Annotated in this window: 29 protein-coding genes; 12 read left to right on the forward strand and 17 right to left on the reverse strand. The window is 35.5% G+C overall.

What is annotated here, in order from left to right:
* Positions 1–132: 132 nt before the first annotated feature.
* The 4 genes from lepA to gpr form a co-directional block, all read right to left on the reverse strand.
* The gene (gene lepA, locus ACFSCX_RS08625) at positions 133–1968 is read right to left on the reverse strand and encodes a translation elongation factor 4 (RefSeq protein ID WP_377927791.1); all 1836 of its coding nucleotides are present in this window, start codon (positions 1966–1968) and stop codon (positions 133–135) included.
* A gap of 324 nt (positions 1969–2292) precedes the next feature.
* Positions 2293–2631, reverse strand: a complete 339-nt coding sequence (locus ACFSCX_RS08630) for a YqxA family protein (protein ID WP_377927792.1) — start codon at positions 2629–2631, stop codon at positions 2293–2295.
* A gap of 24 nt (positions 2632–2655) precedes the next feature.
* Positions 2656–3843: a stage II sporulation protein P gene (gene spoIIP / locus ACFSCX_RS08635; RefSeq protein ID WP_377927793.1), complete on the reverse strand. Its 1188-nt coding sequence runs from the start codon at positions 3841–3843 to the stop codon at positions 2656–2658.
* A gap of 77 nt (positions 3844–3920) precedes the next feature.
* Positions 3921–5039 (reverse strand): GPR endopeptidase, encoded by a 1119-nt coding sequence (gene gpr / locus ACFSCX_RS08640; RefSeq protein ID WP_377927794.1) that lies wholly within the window; start codon positions 5037–5039, stop codon positions 3921–3923.
* A gap of 308 nt (positions 5040–5347) precedes the next feature.
* On the opposite strand from gpr, the gene rpsT reads away from it, so the two are divergent.
* Positions 5348–5614: a 30S ribosomal protein S20 gene (gene rpsT / locus ACFSCX_RS08645; RefSeq protein ID WP_377927795.1), complete on the forward strand. Its 267-nt coding sequence runs from the start codon at positions 5348–5350 to the stop codon at positions 5612–5614.
* Positions 5615–5718: 104 nt separating this feature from the next.
* Here the strand turns inward: rpsT and holA are convergent, their stop codons facing one another.
* Entirely contained in the window at positions 5719–6729 is a 1011-nt protein-coding gene (gene holA / locus ACFSCX_RS08650; RefSeq protein ID WP_377927796.1) for a DNA polymerase III subunit delta, read from the reverse strand.
* Between the two features lie 293 nt (positions 6730–7022).
* On the opposite strand from holA, the gene ACFSCX_RS08655 reads away from it, so the two are divergent.
* Positions 7023–7157: a YqzM family protein gene (locus tag ACFSCX_RS08655; RefSeq protein ID WP_377927797.1), complete on the forward strand. Its 135-nt coding sequence runs from the start codon at positions 7023–7025 to the stop codon at positions 7155–7157.
* Positions 7158–7304: 147 nt separating this feature from the next.
* Here the strand turns inward: ACFSCX_RS08655 and ACFSCX_RS08660 are convergent, their stop codons facing one another.
* Genes ACFSCX_RS08660 through ACFSCX_RS08670 form a run of 3 tightly spaced genes read right to left on the reverse strand, consistent with a single transcriptional unit; the run spans position 7305 to position 10878 of the window.
* A complete protein-coding gene (locus ACFSCX_RS08660; RefSeq protein ID WP_377927798.1) occupies positions 7305–9656 on the reverse strand; it encodes a DNA internalization-related competence protein ComEC/Rec2 in 2352 nt (783 codons plus the stop codon).
* A gap of 9 nt (positions 9657–9665) precedes the next feature.
* Positions 9666–10235, reverse strand: coding sequence for a ComE operon protein 2 (locus ACFSCX_RS08665; protein WP_377927799.1), 570 nt, complete (start codon positions 10233–10235; stop codon positions 9666–9668).
* Positions 10236–10266: 31 nt separating this feature from the next.
* Positions 10267–10878, reverse strand: coding sequence for a helix-hairpin-helix domain-containing protein (locus ACFSCX_RS08670; RefSeq protein ID WP_377927800.1), 612 nt, complete (start codon positions 10876–10878; stop codon positions 10267–10269).
* Between the two features lie 95 nt (positions 10879–10973).
* Between ACFSCX_RS08670 and comER the strand changes: the two genes are divergently transcribed.
* On the forward strand, positions 10974–11807 hold the full coding sequence (comER, locus tag ACFSCX_RS08675; RefSeq protein ID WP_377927801.1) for a late competence protein ComER: 834 nt from the start codon (positions 10974–10976) through the stop codon (positions 11805–11807).
* 61 nt (positions 11808–11868) lie between these two features.
* Here comER and ACFSCX_RS08680 read toward each other — a convergent pair whose 3' ends face one another.
* The 8 genes from ACFSCX_RS08680 to ACFSCX_RS08715 all read right to left on the reverse strand — a co-directional run bounded on the left by ACFSCX_RS08680 (position 11869) and on the right by ACFSCX_RS08715 (position 16994).
* Complete coding sequence (locus ACFSCX_RS08680) at positions 11869–12621, reverse strand: class I SAM-dependent DNA methyltransferase (protein WP_377927802.1); 753 nt, start codon at positions 12619–12621, stop codon at positions 11869–11871.
* On the reverse strand, positions 12618–12974 hold the full coding sequence (rsfS, locus tag ACFSCX_RS08685) for a ribosome silencing factor (protein WP_377927803.1): 357 nt from the start codon (positions 12972–12974) through the stop codon (positions 12618–12620). Before rsfS ends, ACFSCX_RS08680 begins: the two co-directional genes overlap by 4 nt.
* Positions 12964–13554 (reverse strand): bis(5'-nucleosyl)-tetraphosphatase (symmetrical) YqeK, encoded by a 591-nt coding sequence (gene yqeK / locus ACFSCX_RS08690; RefSeq protein WP_377927804.1) that lies wholly within the window; start codon positions 13552–13554, stop codon positions 12964–12966. Before yqeK ends, rsfS begins: the two co-directional genes overlap by 11 nt.
* Positions 13547–14110: a nicotinate-nucleotide adenylyltransferase gene (locus ACFSCX_RS08695; RefSeq protein WP_377927805.1), complete on the reverse strand. Its 564-nt coding sequence runs from the start codon at positions 14108–14110 to the stop codon at positions 13547–13549. The genes yqeK and ACFSCX_RS08695 overlap by 8 nt, the downstream gene beginning before the upstream one ends.
* A 37-nt stretch (positions 14111–14147) precedes the next feature.
* Positions 14148–14441, reverse strand: coding sequence for a ribosome assembly RNA-binding protein YhbY (gene yhbY, locus ACFSCX_RS08700; RefSeq protein WP_377927806.1), 294 nt, complete (start codon positions 14439–14441; stop codon positions 14148–14150).
* Between the two features lie 3 nt (positions 14442–14444).
* The gene (gene aroE / locus ACFSCX_RS08705) at positions 14445–15281 is read right to left on the reverse strand and encodes a shikimate dehydrogenase (protein WP_377927807.1); all 837 of its coding nucleotides are present in this window, start codon (positions 15279–15281) and stop codon (positions 14445–14447) included.
* 99 nt (positions 15282–15380) lie between these two features.
* Positions 15381–16484, reverse strand: coding sequence for a ribosome biogenesis GTPase YqeH (gene yqeH / locus ACFSCX_RS08710; protein WP_377927808.1), 1104 nt, complete (start codon positions 16482–16484; stop codon positions 15381–15383).
* 3 nt (positions 16485–16487) lie between these two features.
* Positions 16488–16994: a YqeG family HAD IIIA-type phosphatase gene (locus ACFSCX_RS08715; protein ID WP_377927809.1), complete on the reverse strand. Its 507-nt coding sequence runs from the start codon at positions 16992–16994 to the stop codon at positions 16488–16490.
* A 516-nt stretch (positions 16995–17510) separates the two neighbouring features.
* Between ACFSCX_RS08715 and ACFSCX_RS08720 the strand changes: the two genes are divergently transcribed.
* Complete coding sequence (locus ACFSCX_RS08720) at positions 17511–17651, forward strand: sporulation histidine kinase inhibitor Sda (protein ID WP_377927810.1); 141 nt, start codon at positions 17511–17513, stop codon at positions 17649–17651.
* A gap of 243 nt (positions 17652–17894) precedes the next feature.
* Here ACFSCX_RS08720 and ACFSCX_RS08725 read toward each other — a convergent pair whose 3' ends face one another.
* On the reverse strand, positions 17895–18329 hold the full coding sequence (locus tag ACFSCX_RS08725; RefSeq protein ID WP_377927811.1) for a hypothetical protein: 435 nt from the start codon (positions 18327–18329) through the stop codon (positions 17895–17897).
* Positions 18330–18528: 199 nt separating this feature from the next.
* Between ACFSCX_RS08725 and ACFSCX_RS08730 the strand changes: the two genes are divergently transcribed.
* The 8 genes from ACFSCX_RS08730 (at position 18529) to ACFSCX_RS08765 (ending at position 25465) form a co-directional block, all read left to right on the forward strand.
* The gene (locus tag ACFSCX_RS08730; protein ID WP_377927812.1) at positions 18529–20868 is read left to right on the forward strand and encodes a Na+/H+ antiporter subunit A; all 2340 of its coding nucleotides are present in this window, start codon (positions 18529–18531) and stop codon (positions 20866–20868) included.
* Positions 20869–21207, forward strand: coding sequence for a Na(+)/H(+) antiporter subunit C (locus ACFSCX_RS08735; RefSeq protein WP_377927813.1), 339 nt, complete (start codon positions 20869–20871; stop codon positions 21205–21207).
* On the forward strand, positions 21200–22690 hold the full coding sequence (locus tag ACFSCX_RS08740; protein ID WP_377927814.1) for a Na+/H+ antiporter subunit D: 1491 nt from the start codon (positions 21200–21202) through the stop codon (positions 22688–22690). Before ACFSCX_RS08735 ends, ACFSCX_RS08740 begins: the two co-directional genes overlap by 8 nt.
* 5 nt (positions 22691–22695) lie before the next feature.
* Entirely contained in the window at positions 22696–23172 is a 477-nt protein-coding gene (locus ACFSCX_RS08745) for a Na+/H+ antiporter subunit E (protein ID WP_377927815.1), read from the forward strand.
* Positions 23172–23480 carry a Na(+)/H(+) antiporter subunit F1 gene (locus tag ACFSCX_RS08750; RefSeq protein ID WP_377927816.1) on the forward strand — a complete coding sequence of 103 codons (309 nt, stop codon included), beginning with the start codon at positions 23172–23174 and terminating at the stop codon, positions 23478–23480. Before ACFSCX_RS08745 ends, ACFSCX_RS08750 begins: the two co-directional genes overlap by 1 nt.
* Positions 23461–23832 (forward strand): monovalent cation/H(+) antiporter subunit G, encoded by a 372-nt coding sequence (mnhG, locus tag ACFSCX_RS08755; protein ID WP_377927818.1) that lies wholly within the window; start codon positions 23461–23463, stop codon positions 23830–23832. The genes ACFSCX_RS08750 and mnhG overlap by 20 nt, the downstream gene beginning before the upstream one ends.
* Positions 23833–24181: 349 nt before the next feature.
* On the forward strand, positions 24182–24550 hold the full coding sequence (locus tag ACFSCX_RS08760) for a hypothetical protein (RefSeq protein ID WP_377927819.1): 369 nt from the start codon (positions 24182–24184) through the stop codon (positions 24548–24550).
* Positions 24551–24715: 165 nt separating this feature from the next.
* On the forward strand, positions 24716–25465 hold the full coding sequence (locus ACFSCX_RS08765) for a DUF3888 domain-containing protein (RefSeq protein ID WP_377927820.1): 750 nt from the start codon (positions 24716–24718) through the stop codon (positions 25463–25465).
* Positions 25466–25502 lie beyond the last annotated feature (37 nt).

Raw genomic sequence — 25502 nt, forward strand, 5'->3', positions numbered from 1 at the left:
GAATTTTCACTAAAAGCTAATTTTGCGCTACTACTAGATATGAAGTAACGTACAATAAATTAATCACGGAATGATAAATTGTGGTTTTAAAGAAAATACCGCAGATGTCTGCGGTATTAGTCGTTATGATCTTTATTTTTTCGAACCTGCATCATCCATACGTAGGACTGCCATGAAAGCTTCTTGTGGAACCTCTACAGAACCAACTTGCTTCATTCTCTTCTTACCTTCTTTTTGTTTCTCTAGTAGCTTACGTTTACGTGAGATATCTCCTCCGTAACATTTCGCTAGTACATTTTTACCCATAGATTTAATGGTTGAACGCGCTATAATCTTTTGCCCAACGGCTGCTTGTACCGGCACCTCGAATTGCTGTCTCGGGATTAATTCCTTCAGTTTCTCAACAATCACTTTACCGCGTTCATACGCTGAATCTCTGTGTACAATGAAGGATAAGGCATCTACCTTCTCGGCATTTAACAGGATATCCATTTTAACTAGCTTTGATTCTTTATAGCCAATAAGTTCATAATCAAAAGATGCATACCCTTTTGTATTTGATTTTAATTGATCGAAGAAATCATATACAATTTCGGCAAGTGGAATTTCGTACACAATACTTACACGTCTTTCATCAAGATATTGCATATCAATAAAAATTCCCCGTTTTCCTTGGCAAAGCTCCATTACTGGACCAACATAATCATTTGGAACCATCATAGTTGCCTTAACATATGGCTCTTCAACTCGGTCTATCTTTTGAGGGTCTGGCATATTTGAAGGGTTGTCCACTCGGATTTCTTCTCCATTTGTCATGTATACACTATAAATAACACTTGGTGCTGTTGTGATTAAATCGATTTTAAATTCACGTTCGATACGCTCTTGGATGATTTCCATATGCAAAAGTCCTAGGAAGCCACAGCGGAATCCAAAACCTAGTGCTTGTGATGTCTCAGGCTCAAATTGCAGTGCCGCATCGTTTAGCTCTAATTTCTCCAGAGCTTCACGTAAATCATTAAATTTTGCAGAGTCGATTGGATATAAACCACAAAATACCATTGGATTTAAACGACGATAGCCAGGAAGTGGCTCTGTCGCTCCCTTTTTGGCACTCGTTATCGTATCACCAACGCGGGTATCACCTACATTTTTAATTGCAGCTGTTAAATAGCCTACATCTCCAACTGTAAGTTCATCCTTTCCTACAGCCTTTGGAGTGAATACCCCTAGTTCAATTACCTCAAATTCTTTTTTGGTGGCCATCATTTTAATTTTGTCGCCAACCTTGACAGTGCCCTCAACGACTCGGATATAAGCTACTACACCACGATACGGATCATAAAGCGAATCGAATATTAACGCTTTTAGCGTTCCATCAGGGTCACCTTGTGGGGCTGGAACTTTTTCAACGACCTGCTCTAGTATTTCTTCAATACCAATCCCTGCTTTAGCAGATGCAAGAACTGCTTCAGAAGCATCTAAACCAATAACATCTTCAATTTCCTGACGAACTCTTTCAGGTTCAGCACTAGGTAAATCAATTTTATTAATGACCGGAACAATCTCAAGGTTGTTGTCTAACGCTAAGTAGACATTTGCAAGAGTTTGTGCCTCAATACCTTGAGCTGCATCAACGACTAAAACTGCACCTTCACAAGCTGCTAAACTACGTGATACTTCATACGTAAAATCTACATGACCAGGTGTATCAATTAAATGGAAAATATATTGATTTCCATCCTTCGCTTTATATTGTAATTGAACAGCATTTAGCTTAATTGTAATTCCACGTTCACGCTCTAAATCCATTGAATCCAAAAGCTGATCCTTCATCTCACGTGCAGTTAAAGCACTTGTTTTTTCTAAAATACGGTCAGCCAATGTTGATTTCCCATGGTCAATGTGAGCAATGATAGAAAAATTTCGAATTCTTTCTTGCCTTTGACGTCTATTTTCACTACTCATTTTATTATCACTCCTACAGTACTACCAAGAATACACTAAATTTGATTATAGCAATACAAAAAGGAAGATTCAATCTAAATCAGATTTATTGTGGATGAAGGGTAGAACGTAATAACTTTGCGAATGGCATCAACTATACAGGAATGAAACATTGTATTACAGAAAAACTTGGTTAGCGCTGTCAGTTTTTGCTGGCCATTTGTTTAATGTTCCAATACCCTGTCCTATAAATTAGGGGAATGAATGAAGGGTATGTTTTTATGAGAAGTCCAATTATCAAAAAAATCCTGTGTATATTTGTCACAGGATTTAATATTTTTATAACTATTCAGTTGTCTTTGTAATGAACTCAAGTATTTTTTGAAAGAAAAACGCAATACCTTCACTAAATTTTGCACCAATTTTGGAAAATATATTAAATGCTTCCATCTCCTGTAATTTCTGGTGTTTTTCCTGTATATCATGGCTAGTAACCCTTTCGCCTAGAACGGCTGCCTCTAAATCACCTGACTCTGCTTCAGTTATCTGAAAGGCCCCTTCAAAGTTGGGATCGTTGTAACCTTTCATGTTCCGTATTCCATCATTTGCATGTTGCATTCCAAACAAAACCAAGATAAATAAAACAGATATTAATAAAAAACTTTTTAGCATAAATTTAATCATGTTACGCACCTTATTTCGCGGGTTCTATTGTGTCTGATTTACCTTCTCAGCCTGCCAATAGTAGTCACTAAATACCTCAGCCATTGCTTCTGCTGTTCTTTTTAATTCTTCTGGTGTGTTGTCTACCCCACCAAACTCTATGACTAATGAGTTTTCTGATAAATCTTGATTAAACTTTCCATCTGTTAAACGACCTTGCTTCGTTGTAACGCCTCGACTCAATCCTGGATATTTTTCCTCCAAAAGATGATGCAAATCTTCCGCAAGCTTAAGATTTTTTTCGTATTTAGCATGTTCTCCACCAATAACAAAGTATGTCCTTGCAAACTTTTCTCCATTAATGGTAACAGTCGTTTCCTTTTTTCTTTGGTAATCTCTGTGTAAATCAAATAAAAACTGGATATCTTTATTTGAAGCCAAGGTACTTTCTACAACAGGTCTAGAAGCATCATACGATTTGGAGTATTTCCAGCCTCTGTTAGTTAGCAGACCTGTAAAATCAGTCTTATCAAGGACAGTACCTATTCCACGCTTCTTTAGCTCATTAGATAAAATTTCGCCCACCAACGTTATATTTGCTTCTTTATGATAAGCTAGATCAGGGTCTGTAACCCCTTCTAACAGTGGAAGAAACGATTCTCTAGTGTGAGTATGATAAATAAAAACAATATCTTTTTCCCCAGTTGTTAATATTGGTGTTACCGGTTTTTCATCTTTCTCAACAGTTTTATCTAGTTTTTCTATCTCCTTGACAGCAGCCTCTCTTTCAGCCAACAAAACTTCAAGCGGCGGGGCTGACTCACTAGGCATATTCGTATAATTTGATCCATCACCTGCTACTAATATTTCCCCATCATATATAAGATATCCAGGAATTTCTCCCCCTAATAAACTTCTTGGGTCATCTGGATTTATGCTCGTCGCTGCCTTGAACAATGCAGTCGATAACTGTGGTGACTTTTGCTCACTCGGTACTGCTTGCAAGAAATATCGATTTTCATACCCTAATACATACACTAAAGAACTCTTTGCTAAATTATTAGTTAATGAATACATCGATGAAGAAGATATTCGATATTCTGGCTTTAATGTTGTTAAAATCCCCGATAATGTGAACATCGTCATAATGCAAAAACCGAAAACTAGCGCTATTTTCTTAAGGCTTGTCCCATTCAGTGAGACCATCATCCCTTGTCCATTATTCCAACCCATGCTCTCACTCCTTAAAGGCTGTCTTACTCAAAAATATGTACAAGCCTGTAAAGATAGAACTACTTTAAGGAATTTTTTTAATGAGTATAGGCCCCATAATTATCTTGGTCAACTTCATAATGGAGGGCAGCATTCAGTCCACTTGCTATGACATTTGCCATATCTTCAATAAACGTATCGACCTCTTTTGGTGTTACCATTAAATTATGGCCAATCGGAGATAGAACTTCATGGATTAGCTTTCTTTTCTCTTGATCTGGTAGCGTACCTACTAATCCAAGAAAAGTTGAGCGATCTTTTTGTTCTGGTAAATCCTCCTCAGTCAACTCGCGTTTTTCTCCAAATGTCATCGAGGCTGGAGCAAGTGCTCTTGATGGCCTGTCTCCCTCTTTTAATTCTCTGCCAAAATGTTTAAGGATGAAGTCGATTGTGTCACTTGTTATGGAAACTGCATCTACTACGGTTGGAACACCTATCGCAATCACAGGAATTCCTAACGTTTCTTTACTCAATTCTTTACGCTTATTGCCAACTCCAGAGCCCGGATGAATTCCTGTATCAGATATTTGAATGGTTGAATTTACTCTTTGAATGGATCTAGCTGCAAGAGCATCAATCGCAATAACAAAATCGGGCTTCGTTTTTTCAATAACCCCATGGATAATGTCACTAGTCTCTATACCTGTGATGCCCATGACCCCTGGTGCTAATGCACTTACAGATCGAAATCCGCTATCTACACTTTCAGGCTGAAGCTCAAATAAATGCTTAGTAATCAGTAAATTTTCTATTGCCATCGGTCCTAATGCATCAGGAGTAACATTCCAATTTCCTAATCCAACAACTAAACAGCTCGCTTCATCCTTTATTTCTAATTGTTTTAGGAACTGTGAGAACTCCTTTGCAAACACTTCCTCGACCACTTTTTGTAATTCTGTATCTTTTTGTCTGATCCCTTGTACTTCTAACGTCAAATAATTCCCTTGTTTTTTTTGGAGCACTTCTGCTCCTTGCTGAGTAATCTCTACAGCAGTAATTTTCACGCCTTGGACATTTCGTTCCTTGACAATTACACCTTCGATATCCTCACTTTTTTTCTCTATCTTTTTTCCATTTCTTTCAACGACCATTTCTCTAGCTTCTAACGCTAAATCAGTTCTGACCGAATATAAACTTAAATCTAACTCTTCCGTCATTTATCTTCCCCCTCACTAATTTTTACTACCTAGTTTTTCCTGTTACAATCTGATTCATACAATTTTATGTATTTTTACCACTTGAACTATGGTTTTCACGAAACATGTATTGCAATAATGGCTTACGTTTGATAGAATATTTTTTGTTCTACATTCAGAGTTTCATTTACGAGGGAAAAACATTTTTTTACCCTTTTGCGTAAAATTCTGACCTTGAAAATGTATTTTTAGTCTATTATTAGACTGAATGATTCAATAAGGAAATCGAGCTTTTTCTAATCTCGATCTACACCAGGGAGGTGAAACGAATGCCAAATATTAAATCTGCTATCAAACGTGTAAAAACTAGCAATGAGCATCGTGCACATAACAATTCTGTTAAATCAACTATGCGTACTGCTGTGAAGAACGTAGAAGCTTTAGTTACTAACAACGATCTTGATAATGCAAAAGCTGCTCTAGTTGAAGCTACAAGTAAGCTTGATAAAGCTGCACGTAAAGGATTAATCCATAAGAATGCTGCTGCTCGTCAAAAGTCTCGCTTAACGAAGAAAGTAAACGGTGCAAATGCATAACACATAAAAAAACGATCCTCATAAGGATCGTTTTTTTATGGAAAAATCATCAAAGATACAAACAATATTCTACAGAGAACTTTTGCAGATAGATTGAGTATCAATTATGCTTGTTTCAGGATGAACAGTTCCACTCCGAGTCTTTTATCCACTTTTCCAGTTTTCATGGAATAGTCAAGGTTAGCCAGTTCATCAATATTATTCTTTAAATAATTGAAGGAAAAACCAGTTACCTTTTGGAGAGCAAGTTTTACTCGGTAAGGGTGAATTTTCAAATGAGTAGCAATTTGTTGTTGTCCATACCCACGAGAAGATAAATCTTTTACTTGATACAATAATCGAAACTGTGATACTAATAATGACACTATTTTTATAGGCTCTTCATTTAACTTAAGCAGGTCTTGAAATATATGCATGGCTTCAGGTATTTTTTTCTCCATTACATTCTCAATCAACTCAAATATATTATCCTCAATTGTTTTTGATGATAGAAGATGGACCGTCTCAGCATCAATTGATCCACCTCTTCCTACAAACATGACCATTTTATTGATCTCATGAACTAATAATGTAATCGAATTTCGGACATATTGTAATAGTAAGTGGGATGCTTCCTCTGTAATGCTGACATCAAAATGATTGACTTCATTTTCTAACCATTGAAGTATGCTTTTTTCATCTGATAATGAAGCTTCTAACACCTCTGCTTCTTTTCTTAACAGCTTTGTCAGTTTTTTTCGCTCGTCCAATTTTTCGGCATAAACAACAATAACAACTATTGCAGTGGGTGATGGAGAAGCCATATATTTTTCCAACAACTCTAGACGATGCTCAACCTTATCTTTCTCTTTTACACCCGTTAAAAAACTTGCATTCTTCATGATAATGATGCGCTTATCTCCAAAAAAGGGTATGGTTTGAGCATCTTCTAAGGCAATATCTAAAGGGGTTTCCTCAAGGTCATATGTTGAACTATTAAAGTCACGTTCTTCTTCCTTTAACACATTCTGTAAAAGTAAGGTTATCGTTTCATTAATAAAATGAGTTTCTTTGCCATATAGCAAGTAAACAGGTGAAAATTTATGGGCTTTAATTTTTTTATGTATTTCCAACATTGATAGTAGTCCTCTCCCTTTATGAACTACTCTTATCCTAGACCGATTACTATTTTTTTGCAAGCAAGGAAGGGAATTGATTTACGAAGAAATCAATTCCCTTATATATGTTAACGCTGCTGTGAATGCCCTAGGTTACATCCCCAGCAACGATGATCACTGCTGTACTATATAGAATCTCCTTGCAAAACATATATATTTGTGTTAACTCTTGTCAGTATAGGAAATGAGGATGAAGTCTAGATTTTTTCAATCGTTTAGCTTATACTAAGTACGTATGAGGAGGGGTTACAGTGAATGAATTTGAAAAGAATGTCCAAAGCAAACGTAATGATGCGGTTGATTCTGGTGTAGGTTTTATAGTGTCTTTCGGCTTTTTCGCTACACTATTTGTGATCGCTACTGTTATTAAATTAATGAGTGCTTAGTCAAAGGGACTGTACATAACAGTCTCTTTTCTTTTATGTTAGCGGATGTATCAGGTTCAACTAGAACATCACACTAAACATTCTTAAGTGTTCGTGCTCTATCGTTATCTCGAGTATTTAAAACAGGAAATCCTCCTCAAACCATTACTAATTCTTATTATGTTTTCTCACCTTATCGTATGGAATTTTCACTTCAAAGGTTCCACCCCGATGTTCTAAAAAACGATATCGAATTGCTCCATTTTGATCTGTTCGAAAAATCGTCACATTTTGATCATTGAGTCTTGTAATCACCTCTTTTGAAGGGTGACCATACCGGTTGTTTTTCCCTGAAGAGATAAGTGCAATGTTTGGATTGGTATGTGCTAAAAATGCAGAAGAGGTTGAAGTCTTACTCCCATGATGCGCTATTTTTAGAACATCGATTTTTAAATTTGGGTACTGATTGACAATCCAGTCCTCTGCCGCCTTTTCAATATCCCCAGTTAATAACCAAACATAACTTCCTAATTTCATCATCATTACAATAGATCCATCATTTACATTGGTGAAGCTTCTAGAAGGGTTTAATATTCTAATTTGACTAGTTCCAACCATCCATTCGTCTGTTTCTGATAACACCGTTATCTTACTACCCTTTTTCTTTGCCTTGTTAATGATGTCAATTTCCAAAGGAGGAGGTATATGGTAGTCGGGTATCATGACTTCATAAATTTTCATGTACTCTAATAATGTCAATGATTCACCAATATGATCAAAATCAGGATGAGTTAAAATTAGCTTACTGATTTTGTTGATTCCTTTTGATTTTAAATACGAAACGATGATATCTTTGCCAATGGAAAAAGGCTCTGACTTCTCTTGCCATTTTTCCTTATTTCCATATGAAACTGTTCCCCCTGTGTCAACTAAATAAACCTCTTTTTGATAAGGATAAACAATTAAGAGACTGTCCCCCTGGCCCACATCCATCATCGTAACTTCCCCGTATGGATTCAGATAAGGTGTAGACCAATCAATAAAAGTGATCATGGTAAATGGCACGATAGCTAGCACCACATTTTTCACAGATACTCCTCTTTTTTCCAGCAATACAAAAAGGCAGAATATACTACATGAATAAAGTACGAGATACCACTTGCTTGGTCGTCCTAACACAATAAATTGCCAGTCCAGTTTGGAGATTGTCAAAACGAAATCTTCCAGTAGTTGTATACATTCATTAATTGGACCTATCAATAAATGATTTAGCTCCGGTAATAAAAGTTGAAGGAAATAAGAGAGAAAGCTGATAGGAAGAATAAAAAACGAAGTCATTGGAACATAGAACAGATTAAGGGGAATAGATAAAACCGAAAACTGATAGAAGTGATACAAAATGATAGGAGTCGAACATATTGTTGCTGCAATGCTAACCATTGCAAGCTGACTAATGAAACCTTTAGTTCTTGAAAAAATATACTGACTCGATAAGATTAATGCGAGGCTCACAGAAAAAGAAAGCTGAAAGCCAACATTAAATAAATAATAGGGGTTAACCGTGATCATCAATAAAAAAGCAAGGCTAATCAAATCTAATGTAGTAAGAGTAATAGAAGGAAATCTAAGCTTCAATAGTGCAAGAAAGCACATTATGGCGGCCCGTACCACCGAAGGGGCAAATCCCGCTAATATAGCATAAATTGGTAATAAGATCATGAGAATGACTATTACTTTCTCTCTAGTTACTCCAATCCTTAGACCACAGTAATATATAAAAGCACATAATAATCCTATGTGCATACCTGAAATAGCTAACAAATGAATGAGACCAAGCTGCTGAAAAGCTTCTTCAGTCTGTACACCAAGCTCTTCCCTACTTCCGAAGGTTAGCGCCTGAGCATACCCTTTAAAGGGTGGAGGAAAAGAATCTTCAATCATTTTTAAACCTTTTTCTCGGAATACATAGATCTCATCTAAAATGTTGAAATATTGGTCAGTACAATGAGATAGGGAAAATATCTGGGGTGTTACAATCCAATGAATTTTATTAAAATATAGATATTGCTTGAAATCAAAAGCGTGGAAATTTCTAGCCCCTTCAGGTTCATTTAATTTACCTGGGAAACTACAAATTAAGCGACTCGTTAACGTAGATAATGATTTTTTTTCATGTTCAGACCCGACTCGATAGCTTACATAGAATGCCTCATTTTGTTTTGTTTGTAGAGTGAAAGTTAGCATGTCTCCGTTCACTTTCGGAGTTGTTATGATTTTTCCAGTAATGTCCTTTGATTCTTTACTATACTGACTTTGATTACCAGATTCAATAATTACAAAGTGTAGTGCATAAAGCAGGATCGCAATACAACACCACACTCCGGCATATCTGTTACTTCGTACCATAATCATGATTAAATAGAGGATCAGTATAAAAAATAGAGGTAAAGGAAAAGAGTGATAGACCCAGCAAATACTTAGAATACTGCTACCAGCAACATAGATCCACTTATTTCTCAAGGGAAGAGCCTATATATAGCTAGTAAATAAACGATTTGCATGTTGGTGAAGTTCTTTTATTTCGTGCTGAGAGATATCTGAATCAGCTAATTTTCCAATTAGATTTGCAACAAATTGAAGTTTTTCTTTATTTTTTGTGTCTATAATCATCTCTTCTAGTTCCACCTGTACAACCTTAACTTTTGCCTGTTCAAATAATTCAAGGGCATATGGATGATTTTTATAGTCCACGGAATAGTACACTGTTTGAATTCCGCTTTGTATAATTCCTTTGCAGCATTGTAAGCATGGGAAATGCGTGACATATAATTCAGCTCCCTCAGTTGGCACACCAAACTTTGCGCATTGAAGAATTGCATTCATTTCCGCATGGATTGTTCTAACGCAATGGTTGTCAATCACATAACACCCTTCATCTATGCAGTGTGTTCCTCCAGCAATGGAGCCATTATACCCGCCAGCAATAATGCGTTTATCCCTTACAATCGTTGCACCCACTGCTAGTCTTGTACAAGTACTCCTCAGAGCAATCAAGTGACTTTGAGCCATAAAATACTGATCCCATGAAATTCTGTCCATAATATGTTCCTCCCTAGCTATTAAATATATTTTATTGAATCGTAATATACTGTCGAAGATTTTCCAATAGTTTTTCACCAATTCCAGGAACTTCTTGTATTTCTTCAATCGAGCGAAAGAAACCCTGTTCCTTACGATATTGAATAATTGCCTCTGCTTTTGCAGGACCAATTCCCGGTAAAGCATCAAGCTCTTCTACTGTTGCGTTATTCACATTTAGTTGCTTGTTATTATTTATATGACCTATCGACATGGTTACTAAATGTCCTTCGCCCTCTTTTCCAATATAGATAACCATCTCATCAAAAACCTTTTGTGCTAAATTCACTTGATTTTGATCCGCAAATTCAGTAAATCCACCAGCTAATACAACTACATCTTTCAGGCGACTACCATCTTCAACCTCATATACTCCTGGCATATGGACTTCCCCTTTAATATCAATCATGATCGTCTGTTCTTCCTTGGGTACTTCATTATTCCTTTCAAATGTATTCCCTTCATCTACTAAAAACGAACTTTCGTTTGCCCAGTCATCATGTTGGGAGGAGGAATCATTACTATTTAAAAGAACAATTACTTGTATACTTAACAAGATTGCAACACTGACGGCTATATACCAATATTTTTTAATGTGTTCCAATTTGTCACCTCCTTAAAAGTGGAACAAAATACATAAAATAGTGATTCACATCATATATGTGTATGAGAGAACTGTTGCAGAGGAGGGGATGGTCAGTGAACGTAGGGATTATCGGAACAGGGAACATGGGGACCATTTTAGCGGAATCATTTATCGAATCTCATGCCGTTACACCTTCTAACCTTTTTATTATAAATAGAACAAAACAAAAGGCTATGAAGATAAAAGATAGATATCCTGGTATCCATGTATCTTCAACAGTAGAAGAAATCATTGATAACAGTGATTTAATATTTATTTGTATTAAGCCATTAGAAATTTATCCACTATTAGAGAAAATTGCACCTCGATTAATAAAAGACCAATGCATTGTTTCCATTACAAGTCCTGTTAGTGTTGATCAGCTAGAATCGGTTGTTAATTGTAATGTTGCAAGAGCTATTCCTAGTATTACTAACCGGGCTCTATCAGGTGTATCACTACTTAGCTTTGGTGAGCACTGTGACAGACGATATCAAGAAATAATAAAAGGATTATTTCAAAATATCTCTACTCCTATCACTATTGATCATAACATCACTAGGGTAGCATCTGATATTGTGAGCTGTGGACCTGCATTCTTTAGCTATTTGGTTCAACGTTTTATTGAAGGAGCAACGGAAGAAACGGAGATTACACAAGAAAAAGCAACTGAACTTGCAAGTGGTATGCTCATTGGTTTAGGAAAATTATTAGAAAAAGGTGTATATACATTACCTACATTGCAAAATAAGGTTTGTGTGAAGGGTGGCGTCACAGGAGAGGGAATAAAAGTACTAGAAGAAGAGCTAGGAGACATATTTATTCATCTTTTTCAAAAAACACATGCAAAGTATTATGAGGATATTCATGAGGTTTCAGAACAATTCAGCTCAAAAAAGGGTGTATAAGGCATATATATTCTCCAACGAACTGAAAAATCCTTTAAAAAAATAAACCATCCCTGATGGTTTATTTTTTTTGACAACTAAATAAGATTCGTTCTCGATTCATTGTGGATAATTCATTTTGAAAATCAGATGTGATAATAATATTATTAAAGCCACCGTGTTCTAGCCACTCTTGGTACTGATTAATCGGGAAGGTCCTCTGCAAATGTAATTCATCATACCTTTTATATAGATTTGTATGCAATTCCTTCACAAAAAAACTCAATTCATGCTCAACACTATATGGGTGTTCGCCAGCAAAGCAATTCCAAATATATGCCACATCCTCCTCACTACTAACAAAGGTTTGATCCTGGAAGATATTTTGCACTTTCTCTATTGAGTGTACATCGAATAGGAATAAACCACCGTGGTTTAGATGTTTATATGCGTTTTCAAATGTTTGTATTACAGCCTGTTCATCTGTTAAATAATTTAGAGAATCACAAAAACAAATGATAAAATCATATGTCACATCAAGTGACAAGTCCGACATATCCTGCTCATAGAAGGTAATGGATAGCCCTTGCTTTCTAGCTTTTTCTTCGGCTACAGTTAACATTTCCGAAGAAATGTCTACACCAGTTACGTCATAGCCACGCTGTGCAAGCGGTATAGAAATGGAACCTGTTCCACACCCTAAGTCTAGAATTTTTTGTTGATTATTCGTTAGGTCATATAATCTCTGGCTATCCAAAAAATATGTGATCCAGTTCGAGTAGGGAACATCCTTCATCAAATCATCATAAATATATGCAAAATGCTGATAGGTCATTGCATTATTTCACTTTGGATATCTTCGGTTGGAGCATCTCCCCAAAGTCGTTCTAAGTTATAGTAGCCTCTTTCATCTTTATGAAAAATATGAGCAACAACATCCCCTAAATCAACTAGGATCCATCTTGCTTCATCAAAGCCTTCCATTCTTTTTATATCTATTCCATTTTCAGCCGCTTTTTCCTTCATCTCACGAGCAATTGCTTGTACTTGCTTATCAGAATTCCCGTGACATATTAAAAAATAATCTGCCACCAATGAAATTCCCTTCATATTAAGAGCTATAATATCTTCAGCCTTTTTATCATCAGCTGCTCTTGCCGCCATCACTAATGTATCTCTATCCTTCATTAATTGAATTCCTCCCATTTTTATATTCCTGAATTAATCCATTATAAGTAAACAATGTATCTGGATAAACAGTATGATTTCTATTCAATAAAAATTGAATCGTGTTTTTTACCGACTCGATAACAGCTCCATTTAAATCATGTTTTGCGAGTTCCCTAACCTCGACAACACCTGGAAACTTTCTCCCTGGCTCAATATAATCAGCCAAGTAAATCACCTTCTCCAATGTGGTCATGTTTTCTCTTCCGGAAGTATGATACTTGATAGCATTTAGTATATCCAAATCCTTTATTCCTACTTCCTTTTCAACTAGGAAAGCCCCAACTGGTGCATGCCATAGTTCTGTGTCAAAACGTAAAAGTTCTTGAGGCATTTGCTGTTCCAATATAATTTGTCTCATTTCATCCTTTGGTCTGAATTTAGCGTAATCATGAAAAATGGCCGCCATTTCAGCTTTCTTTTCATCAACCTTATATTGTCGAGCTAAGACCACGGCAGTTTCCATTACACCTATTGTATGCTGATAGCGATGCTCGGTTAATTGATTCTTTACTATAGATAAGGCTTCTCCCTTATTCATATAAACCATTCTCCTCTATATAGTTTTTCACATTTGGAGGGATTAATAGTTCTGTATTCCCTTTCTTTTTTATCCGTTCACGAATAAAGGAAGATGAAATATCAAATAAGGGGGTAGAAACAGGGATGATTGGGTAGCTCGATTCAGTTGAATAACCAATCCTGCACACTCCAACAAAGGATACTAGTTGAATTAACTCATCAATTTTATACCATTTTGGTAAATATTCAATCATATCCCCACCGATGATAAAGTAAAAATCATGATTGTAAGTTTTTTTTAATAACGAAATTGTATCGTATGTATAGGAAGGGCCTTCTCGTTCGAGTTCAATGGTATTTATAGAAAAGCAGCTGTGGCCTTCTAATGTTAGTTTAAGCATGTCTATACGCTGCCCGACTTTTGTCACTTGTTTATTTGTTTTATGTGGTGGAATTTTTGTAGGAATGAACCAAACCTCGTCTAATGAAAGTGACTCGTACACCTCATATGCGATTAATAAGTGACCATTATGGGGTGGATCAAATGTACCACCCAATAATCCTATTTTCTTCATGTCATTCATCTCCCTCTACGAAAAAATATCGTACTTTTTATGAAGGAAGATTTATTTGTTTATTTTCTTTTGACTCTTTATAAAGAACAATTGTATGACCAATGACCTGAACAAGCTCTGCTTTCGCACCAGCACTTAGCTCTTCTGCAACCTCATAACGATCATATTCACAATTTTGTAGGACACTAACCTTTAAGAGTTCTCTCTTTTCCAACGCATCTTCAATTTGCTTAACCATATTTTCATTTACTCCACCCTTGCCCACCTGAAAAATAGGGTCCAAGTGGTGAGCCTTTGAACGTAAAAAGCGTTTTTGTTTTCCTGTTAGCATATATTAAGCACCTCCGAGTTTATCCATAATTGTTTTTCTCATCTCGTGAACATCAGGATATATACCTGTCCACATCTCAAATGAAAGAGCACCTTGGAAGACAAACATATCTACTCCATTTTGGGTGACAGCTCCAGCCTGTTTTGCAAGTTTAAGAAACTTTGTCTCTAATGGATTATATATAATATCACTAACAATATGCTTATTTGAAATATTGTTTATTTCAATTGGTACCTCCTCTATATTAGGTGACATACCGATTGATGTAGTATTAATGATAATATCATATTCAGCAAGGTTTGTTACAGCCTCATGAATATTAATGGCTTTGCTAGCTAACTGATGTTTAGTTGTGATAATATTCTTTGCCTTCTCGAGTGTTCGGTTAGCAATATCGACCTTTTGGGCTCCATTATGGATGAGTGAGTAATATATTGCTCTTGATGCTCCACCTGCTCCAATAATAAGGATAGATAGTTGCGTAATGTCTCTCCCAGTTACTACTCCTCGTAATCCGGTCACATAACCAATACCATCTGTGTTGTAGCCAACGAGTTTTCCGTTTCTATTAACAATCGTATTAACTGCCCCAATTTTAATAGCTAGCTCATCGATTTCATCTAAATAATTCATAACATTTACTTTATGAGGTACCGTTACATTGAATCCTTGTATTCCAAGGGCTCTCATTGCTTCAATTGCTCCCGGTAATTTTTGTGGTGTTACGTGAAAGGCCAGATATCTAGCATGTAAACCTAACATTTCAAAAGCCATGTTATGCATAATCGGTGACATCGAATGCAAAATGGGATCACCAATAACACCGTAAAGTCTCTCCATATTCCCTCCTTATTATTATAATGACTTTGTAAAACTTGAATGTACAATCAACCTACTAGTTGCTCCGTATCTCTCAAATAGTTGTCATTAACAAAGTCATTAAATAAGAGAACGTCTAATCGATACACCTACACCTTTAGGAGCATGCGCAACAATCCTTGTTCCAGGCTCATTAATCGTTACCCACCCTAAGCCGGAGAACACGATATCAACCTTTTCTTCACGAACTGTAAAGACATGTGACTGTAGCTCAGGGAAAGATGCTAAATCCTCTTTTCGTGGAGGACTTAACATATCACCTAAGTGGTTCGTATATAGTTCTTCAGCATTCTCCAGCTTTGTTCGATGAATATTTATTTCATTTGAGACATAGCAAACAAAGGATTGCCTGTTTCCAGATACAAAATCTAGTCTTGCCATTCCCCCAAAGAACAATGTTTGCTCTTGATTTAATTGAAAAACTTTTGGTTTAATTTCTTTTTTGGGCATTATATACTTGAAATCTGACTTTTGAACATAGTGTGCCATTTGATGATGATTAATAATACCCGGCGTATCAACTAGAGTAGAATGGTCATCAATTGGAATATCAATGACATCTAATGTTGTACCCGGGAAATGTGAGGTCGTTATTAACTCTTGTTCTCCACCAAATTCCTTTAAGATACGATTAATAAATGTTGATTTACCGACATTTGTACAACCGACAACATATACGTCTTTTCCATTTCGATAATCCTCAATTGAAGCAACAAGCTCCTTCATTCCGTAACCCTTTTCCGCGCTTATCAGAAAAATATCTAGCGGCTTTAGACCAAATTCCTTCGCTTCATGTTTCATCCAGTTAATTACTCTGTGTGACTTCACTGATTTTGGAAGTAAATCAGCCTTATTACCAACAAGGATAATTTCATTATTTCCAACGAATCTATGTAATCCCGGTAACCAACTACCGGTGAAATCAAAAATATCGACTATCTTAACTATTAATGCATTCCTTTTTCCTAATCCATTTAAAATCTTTAAAAAGTCATCATCCGTTAATGAAACATCCTGTACCTCATTGTAATGCTTTAAACGGAAACACCTTTGGCAAATGACGACTTCCTTCATAAGAGAGGATGGGGGTGCATAACCTAATCCCTCTTGCTCATCGGTTTGAATCCCAATTCCACATCCAATACATTTGAATTGTTCAGACAATGTCTATTCCTCCCATTTAATTAAACCTTTTTGTTTTAGCTTATTCATGATTGATCTCTCCACTTTTCGGTTAAACCTTGTAACAAAGCCATCTGATTGACTGATTGGTACAACTAAAATCGTGTAGATTCCCATTCGGTTCCCACCTAGTACATCTGTAAGAAGCTGATCACCAATGACAACCACTTCATTCTGCCTCAAATTCATATTTATCAAAGCTTGCTTAAAAGCTCGGGTCATCGGTTTCTTTGCTCTAAATATAAATGGAATGTTAACTGGATCTGCAAATGCCTTCACACGTTCTTCATTATTATTTGAGACAATTGTAACGATAATATTGTTTTCAATCATCGATTGAAACCAATTCTTTAATTCAGGTGTGGCATCTGGGCGATCCCACTCGACTAAAGTATTATCTAAATCGGTAATAATACCCTTAATACCTTTTTCCTTTAAATCGGTCGGGTTTATATCAAAAATACTTTTTACTTGTTGACTGGGTAAAAACATTGAAAGCAATTATAACACCTCTATTACTCCAAGATTATCCTATTCATATTTTTTAAGTATTAAAAAATATGAAGGTCATTTCACATATAGAGGGGATTATGATAATCCCCTCTTGCAGAAGTTTCAATTTATATACCGACATTCATCATAACTAATTTCGTTTAAAGTTTCAAAATAAATTACCCATTTTATAGAGAAATTTGTAAGTTTTAGTATTTCAAACCCATAAAAATAAAAATTTTTCGACAAATTAAACTTTCTTTCAACATCTGTGGATAAAGTTATACACAATATACACATTGAAAAACCTATTTTTTTTGAATATATGAACATTGAATCCACAGTTTATCCACCGTTTGTTGTGGATAAGGGAACGGTTGTTCCACCCAAAAAAACATGTTAGATTAGGTTTACACCCCAGACCAAACCTACAGTATATGTTAATAGATTATATTTAGAACATATTTTCCTCTTATCCCTAAATTAAGGAGGTGGGCCGCCAAACCGGCGAATACTATGAGAAAATTATCTGACGAGCTTTTAATTGAATCGTATTACAAAGCAACTGAACTAAAGCTTAGCCCTGAATTCATCCACTTAATTGAGAGCGAAATTAGACGTAGATCATTAACACATAAAATTAAAGTTTCCTCATAATTAATAGAAGAACATGTTTATAGTAAAAACACGAGCCATTATGTAATAATGGCTTTTTTTGTTTAGGAAACTATAAAAGGTCATCATTTGTGGATAACTGAGTGTTGCATACTAATCCGGCTCCAGCGCCCAGCCCGCCTGAATCAAATAACCTGTAATGAAGAAAAGGGAAAGATCGCCCCTTTTCTTCATTACAGAACATTCGCTACACCTGGGGCTAACCTGTGCGCTTGCGCCTTTTTCTCATTCTTGTAGCATTGACCATTCTTTTAGCCAATCTTCATCAATACCTTTGTATTGCTTTTCCTTCGATAAACGCTCCAACACCCGGTATTTCCGAGGATCTACAATAATAGATGAGGTTGAGATTGGCGATAGAGTTGAAATCTCGTTTACTAATTCTTTATCCACACTACGATAATAAGGTTTAAGTCTAACACCTAATAGTGTGACATTGTCATGTGTAATATAGATGGCATCACTTATTTTCTCATTTTGAAGGAGTACTGGAATGATTGCATCTGATTCATTTGGACTCCCAAATGCTACACCAATTTCTTCACTAGTAATTAGAGGCCTATAATATTCCCGGGGTAATAGGGTGATATCATTTTCCCCTATTTTTGAACATCCACTTCCAAATATATAAATAATAGCGAGTAACAAAAAATGTCTCATTTTTACACATCCTTTCTTATTTAATATGAATCAAGAAGTCCATTTTCATACCAATAATAAGAAAGTTTAGATAAGGGGATATTAGTTGAAGTTACACTTAAAATATGGGTACAATTACTTGTAGGACTGTGAAGCTTCATTCCGAAAATATGAATACATCATTATAACTTTGTCATTTACTTCAAAGGAGGATTAATAAATGCTTCATTTTCTTGTTATTGCACCACTTGTAGTTGCCGTATTGGCACCAATCCTCTACAAAAATCTTAAGTCGATACACACTGGTTGGTTTGTTTTAATTGTACCTGCACTTATTTTTCTTTATTTACTACAAAGCATTCCAAAAGCTATAGAGAAACCAATGCTTTTGACAGTAGAATGGATGCCTTCACTTGGGATCAATTATGATCTCTATGTAGATGGGTTAAGTATACTTTTTGGTTTATTAATATCAGGAATTGGGAGCTTAGTTGTTCTATATTCTATCTATTATTTACATAAGACTGAAAAACTAGGTCATTTCTATGTATACTTATTAATGTTCATGACAGCGATGCTTGGCGTGGTTTTCTCAGATAATATTTTCGTATTCTATATGTTTTGGGAATTAACAAGCCTTTCCTCATTTTTATTAATCGGGTTTTGGAACGACCGTGAGAAATCGAGATATGGTGCTCTAAAGTCCATGTTAATTACGGTCTTGGGCGGATTGAGCATGTTTGCTGGACTCGTATGGATGTCATTAGAAGTGGGATCATCGAGTATACGAGAATTGATTCAACACGCCAGCTTCATTGTGGAAAGCCCCTATTTCCTACCTATTTTATTATTAATCTTACTTGGAGCCTTTACAAAATCAGCTCAATTCCCATTTCATATTTGGCTACCTGATGCGATGGAAGCTCCAACACCAGTTAGTGCTTATTTACACTCCGCAACTATGGTAAAAGCAGGGATTTATTTAGTTGCTAGATTATCTTTAATTTTTGCTGGAACCGATGAGTTTTTCCTAATTGTTTCAGGGTTTGGCCTAATAACACTTTGTATCGGGTCTTATATGGCCGTTAAACAAACAGACCTAAAAGCAATATTAGCTTACTCAACAATTAGTCAATTAGGTATGATTATGGCCATGCTTGGATTCGGAACAGGTGTTGCTGTTTTTGCAGCGATCTTCCATATCCTAAATCACGCCACATTTAAGGGCAGTCTTTTTATGGTGGCCGGTATTGTGGACCATGAAACAGGTACAAGGGACATTAGACGTTTAGGTGGATTATTTACGCTAATGCCAATTACTGCAACACTAGCAATATTTGGTGTATTTTCAATGGCCGGAGTTCCACTTCCTATTTTAAACGGCTTTTTAAGCAAGGAAATGTTTTTTGATGCTGCGGTTGATTTACGGCTTGAACCATCATCTATTTATCAAGCGGTAGCACCTTACATCCCAATTATCGCTGTATTTGGAAGTATATTTACATTTGTTTATTCAATGCTACTCTACTTCAAAACGTTTACTGGAGAGTTAAAGCTTTCAAAATTAGAACGAAAGCCGCATGACCCACCTATTGGAATGCTTATTTCTCCAATTATATTAGTAGTATTAATCGTTGTTATCGCACTACTACCTGGACCTTTTAATACATATTTATTGACTCCTGCTGTTGCTGCTGTTATGGGGGAAAGCCCACATACACACATTTATTTCTGGCACGGTTTCTTTAATGCACCATTGTTCATGTCGTTAGTTGTACTTTTTATTGGAACACTCCTCTATTTCATGAAGGAGAAGTGGTTGCCAATATATGAAACGATTCCAGGAAGATGGAGTTCAAATAAAGCATACGACTATATTGTCAATGGGATGTTTACATTCTCAACTGCAATTACCAATCTATATATGAATGGTTCATTGAGAAACTATTTACGAATCATTATTGGATTTATTGCAGCATGCGGTATTTATACTATGTATAGAACCAATGGTTGGAGCTTCGAATTTACAGGGTCCTCCATTTCCGTACCCGAACTCGCGGTTGCTATAACCATGATGATTGCAGCTATAGCCATCATATTTACCACAAACCGTGTCGCAGCAATAATCATTCTTGGTGTGGTCGGGTATGGGTTATCTCTATTATTTGTCTTTTACTCAGCTCCTGATCTTGCATTAACACAATTAATTGTTGAAACAGTAACAGTTGCGTTATTCTTACTTTGCTTCTATCACCTCCCGAAGTTAAAACCATTAAAAGAGAAAACCAGTACAAAAGTGGTGAACCTTGTTATTTCTGTTTCATTTGGGGTTCTTATTACACTAGTTGGTTTATCAGCACATAGTTCAAAGTGGTTTGAATCTATTTCTGATTACTTTCTGAAGAATTCTTATAAACTCGGTGGTGGGGATAACGTCGTAAACGTCATCCTCGTTGATATGCGTGGATTAGATACATTATTAGAGATAAGTGTTCTCGGCCTAGCAGCACTCGGTATTTCAGCTATGATAAAGCTAAAAAAGAAGGGTGAGGTGAAGTAAGTGGAAATCATTATGTCGATTCTCTCTGGAATATTATTTACCTGTGGTATCTATCTTCTTCTCCAAAAACAGCTCCTAAGAATCATTATTGGGACAGCTTTATTATCACATGGTGCACATCTTTTTATATTAACAATGGGTGGATTACGAACAGGTGCACCGCCTATTTTAAAAGAGGGTGTTCAAGTATATACTGATCCACTGCCGCAGGCATTAATATTAACTTCTATCGTTATCAGTTTTGGTGTCACATCCTTTTTATTAGTACTGGCATACAAAACCTATAAAACAAATCAGACCGATAACATCGAAGAATTAAGGGGAACAGAAAATGAGTAATCTCACAAATTTAGCGATTTTACCAGTTTTGTTACCGGTAATTGCAGGAATATTTTCTGCTTTTTATCATAAAAAGCAAACAATAGCCAGGGGTATTACGCTATTTTTTAGTACTGTACAGTGTCTAATTATCTTTTGGCTAGTATATGAGGTGTTTGTTCATGGTCCTATTATTCTAGAAACAGGGGATTGGAAAGCACCATATGGTATTATTATCGTTGCTGATGAACTAGCAATATTGCTAGTAGCGATTACAAATATCATCGCAGTCTCGGCGGCATTTTATTCGATAAGAACCATTGATCATGAAGAGCTACATCATTTCTTTTACATGTTTTTTCACTTTTTGATAGCAGGCGTGTCCGGTGCTTTCTTAACAGGAGATTTATTTAATTTATTCGTATTTTTTGAAGTTTTACTAATGGCCTCCTATGCTCTGATTATCCTTGGAGGGAAAAAAGAGCAATTTAGGGAATCCATAAAATATGTTTTAATAAATGTTTTTTCTTCCATTTTATTTGTTACAACAATAGCGTTTTTATACTCAGTAACTGGTACAGTGAATATGGCACAGTTAGCAGTACGTGTTGGTGAGAGTGGACAGATTGGCATTTTGACAACAATTGCAATCATGTTATTCGTTGTTTTTGCTACTAAAGGCGCTTTATTCCCACTGTATTTTTGGCTTCCTAGGTCTTATGCAGTACCACATCCAGTCGTGTCGGCGTTGTTTGGTTCGCTTTTAACAAAAGTAGGCATCTATTCAATCCTTAGAACCTTTACTCTCATATTTGGATACCAAGCAGAATTTACTCATCAGATTTTTATTATTTTAGGGGTACTTACCATCATATTTGGTGTAATTGGAGCCCTTTCAACTAATAATATTAAACTAATTATTGCTTACAATATTATTCCAGCTGTTGGATATATGTTAATTGGTATAGGTATCTTTAGCGTCACTTCTTTAGCGGGTGCGGTGTATTACTTAATACATGACATGATAATTAAAGGGGCGTTGTTCCTTTTAGTTGGAGTTATTGTAATGATTACAGGTACTTCTGATTTACGGAAAATGGGTGGGCTTATTCACCATTATCCATTACTAGGATGGATGTTCTTCCTTTCATGTATAGTACTAGCTGGAATACCACCATTTAGCGGATTTATTGGTAAGTACTTACTTGTAAAAGGTGGATTGGAATCCGGTCATCATATAGCAATCATCATAGCTCTTTTATCTAGCTTACTCATTTTATTATCAGTAATAAGAATATTTATTGGGGCTTTCTGGGGAGACAAGAAAGATATCGCTCAAGACAAATTGCCATCTACAAGAGGGTTACTTTCACCTATTGCATTCTTATTAGCTTTTTCGGTTTTCCTTGGTATTGGAGCAGAGTGGATCTATCCATATATTCAATTAATAGGTGATACGTTAGCAAGTCCGTCTTATTACATTGATAACGTTTTAAAGGAGTAGTGTTTATGTCTTTTCAGTTATTGTTGAATATTTTGATTGCTATTATATGGATGGTTCTCTTAGAAAAATTTACATTTAATTACTTTATTCTAGGTTTTCTCGTTGGATCTATATTACTTTATATATTCAATCGCTATGTTCCTGGTACTTTTTATTTTCGAAAGGTATGGGCGATAATAAAACTTATTCTTATATTCTTAAGGGAGCTCGTCTTATCAAACCTTGAGGTCGTCAAGGTTGTTTATAGACGGAACATCGATATACAGCCTGGAATAATTGCAATCCCAACAGATTTAAAATCTAACTGGGAAATTACACTGCTAGCAAATCTTATTACGTTAACTCCTGGAACACTGTCGATTTCCGTTTCAGACGATTATACAACTATTTATGTCCATGCGATGGATATTCGGGATAAAGATGAGGTTATACTTTCAATAAAGAATTCCTTTGAAAAGGCAATCATGGAGGTGACAAGGTAGTGGAGGATCTTTTATTCACTTTGATTAAGTACTCTGTTCTTATTTCCCTTGTTGTCATATCCTTTTCAGTTATTCTATTACTTATTCGGACAATTAAAGGTCCAAGTAATCCTGATCGTGCTATTGCTCTTGACAGCATTGGAATAAACTTAATTGCAATGGCTTCATTAATCGCTATCCAATTGGAAACTACTTTTTTTAATGAAGTAATTCTGCTTATTGGAATTCTAGCGTTTATTGGAACAATTGCAGTTGCAAAATTTATTGAAAAGGGTGTGATTATTGATCATGACCGTCACCATTCTTGATTGGTTCATAGCGATAGTGATTTGCTTCTTGATCCTTTTTGGCACCTTTTTTATTTTCTCGACTTCAATTGGCTTAATACGATTACCTGATGTATATACACGCTCTCATGCTGCATCAAAAGGGGCAACTTTGGGAGTTGCTAGTATCTTACTAGGAACTTTTATATACTTTCTCTATTTCAAATCAGAGCTAAGCAGTTCGTTAATACTCGGGATTATTTTTATCTTACTTACTTTGCCCGTCGCAGGGCATATGATTGCACGTGCAGCCTATAATAGTGGGGTTCCACTTTGGGATAAAAGTGTGAAAAATGAACTTGAAAAGAAAAAAGAACAATCCCAAGAACAATAGGAACTAGGGCCACGCTCCTTGAAGAGAAAAAGGGTCTCTTTTTCTCTCCAAGGAATTTGACTATCAGTAACTTGTCGCTGGGGCTGGATTACTAAAGAACAGTGTATTTTGATCTTAAAAAATAGTGTAGTTTTAAAATTAACATTGACCATTTCAAATAAATTTCGATTATTTATATAATAATTGTTAAAAAATCACCTCTATCTTCCTAGATATAAGGTGATTTTTATTTATGAAAATTTGTAAATGCCGATACGGTATGTGAAGAAATGTTCTTAATGTATAGGGTCAGTTTACTTAAAGAAGGTTTGGGGATTTATGGTAAAATAAATTAAAGGGGGAGTTGAAATTGAGAATAACCGGATTAACTTTAGGAGTAATCGCTGGTTTATTCAGTATTGTTTTGTGGATTGTTCTAGTTTTTTATAATCCTTATACAGCTTCAAGTTCTGAAGATGTGGCAGGTAATACATTTGTTATGTTATTCCTCCCAGCTTGTTTAGCTATCATTTCTTCTTTCATGAATAAAAAATATCTTATGTTAATCGCATTTATTTGGTCTTTGCCAATCAGTTTGTACTTAATGTTTACACCTGGAATCTTTGCTTGGTTTATTGCTTCATGTATTACTTATTTCATTTGTTTTCTTCTTATGCTTTTTCCCAAGAATATAAGAGAAAATAATTCATTAGATTGTGAAGAATTACACTTAAAGTAACGGGGGCGATTTTTGAATAAAAAATTGATCAGCTGCGGCTGGTCATTTTGTTTTTATCAGGTCGGATAGTGCAAGAAGCATGCAGATGTTTTATGACATTGGGTACAATCTTTTATTACTATTTGGGAAGATTAAGCCTAAAGTTTATTTTAGGTAGGTCAGAAAATGAATAAATCTCTATTAGGTGTATTTATAATTCTATTACTATTCCATGCACAGCCTAAAGATATAAAAGCAGGTGTAAATGAACCAGATTATAACCTCGTTTATGATTCGTTATTGACAACGCTTGAACCCTATATTGAAGAAGCAGTGATAAGCTATTATGGAGAAAGAAAACAGTATGGCTTATATGATGCTAAAATTATCGAAATTATTAGAGAAAGTGAAGGTGGATATAGCTTTGTAATTACAGTTCAAGTTAATACCTTTGAACATGCACATGGACCTCCACATGGTAAAGAATCAATAACATTCAATGTAAGTCCTTTTGGAGTGAAAGCTATAGACTATAAACATGAAGGGGATCATTGGGAAAGAAAAGTTGAAGACTTCTATCAAAAGTCTATCACCGATATTAAAAAAACATTTGACTTGAATATAAAATCATTTAAAGTATATTCTTATGGTCAACTTCTTTTTCAATCTGAGAAAAAGAAAAGCTTTCAGTCACTTTCGGAAATTGTTATAGATATCGTTGAAGATATATTAAATCCAGAAATAAAGCCACCTTATAAGAATGTAATTGATCCAGTGACATTTATTAAAGATGATTATGGGTATATTCTTTATAAGAAGGCTGATGGCATGAATGTAGTTCTTACATTAAAAAAGGAAAAGCAAAATTGGATAGTAATTGATAAACAATATAAAAAGGGAAAGAAAATGCCAAAAGAACTGTTATGGTATATGTGATAAAATTATACTTCAATTATCGGGTGGGTTTAAAAGT

This window comes from Bacillus salitolerans, assembly GCF_042680805.1.
GTDB classification, from domain to species: Bacteria; Bacillota; Bacilli; order Bacillales; family SA4; genus Bacillus_CJ; species Bacillus_CJ salitolerans.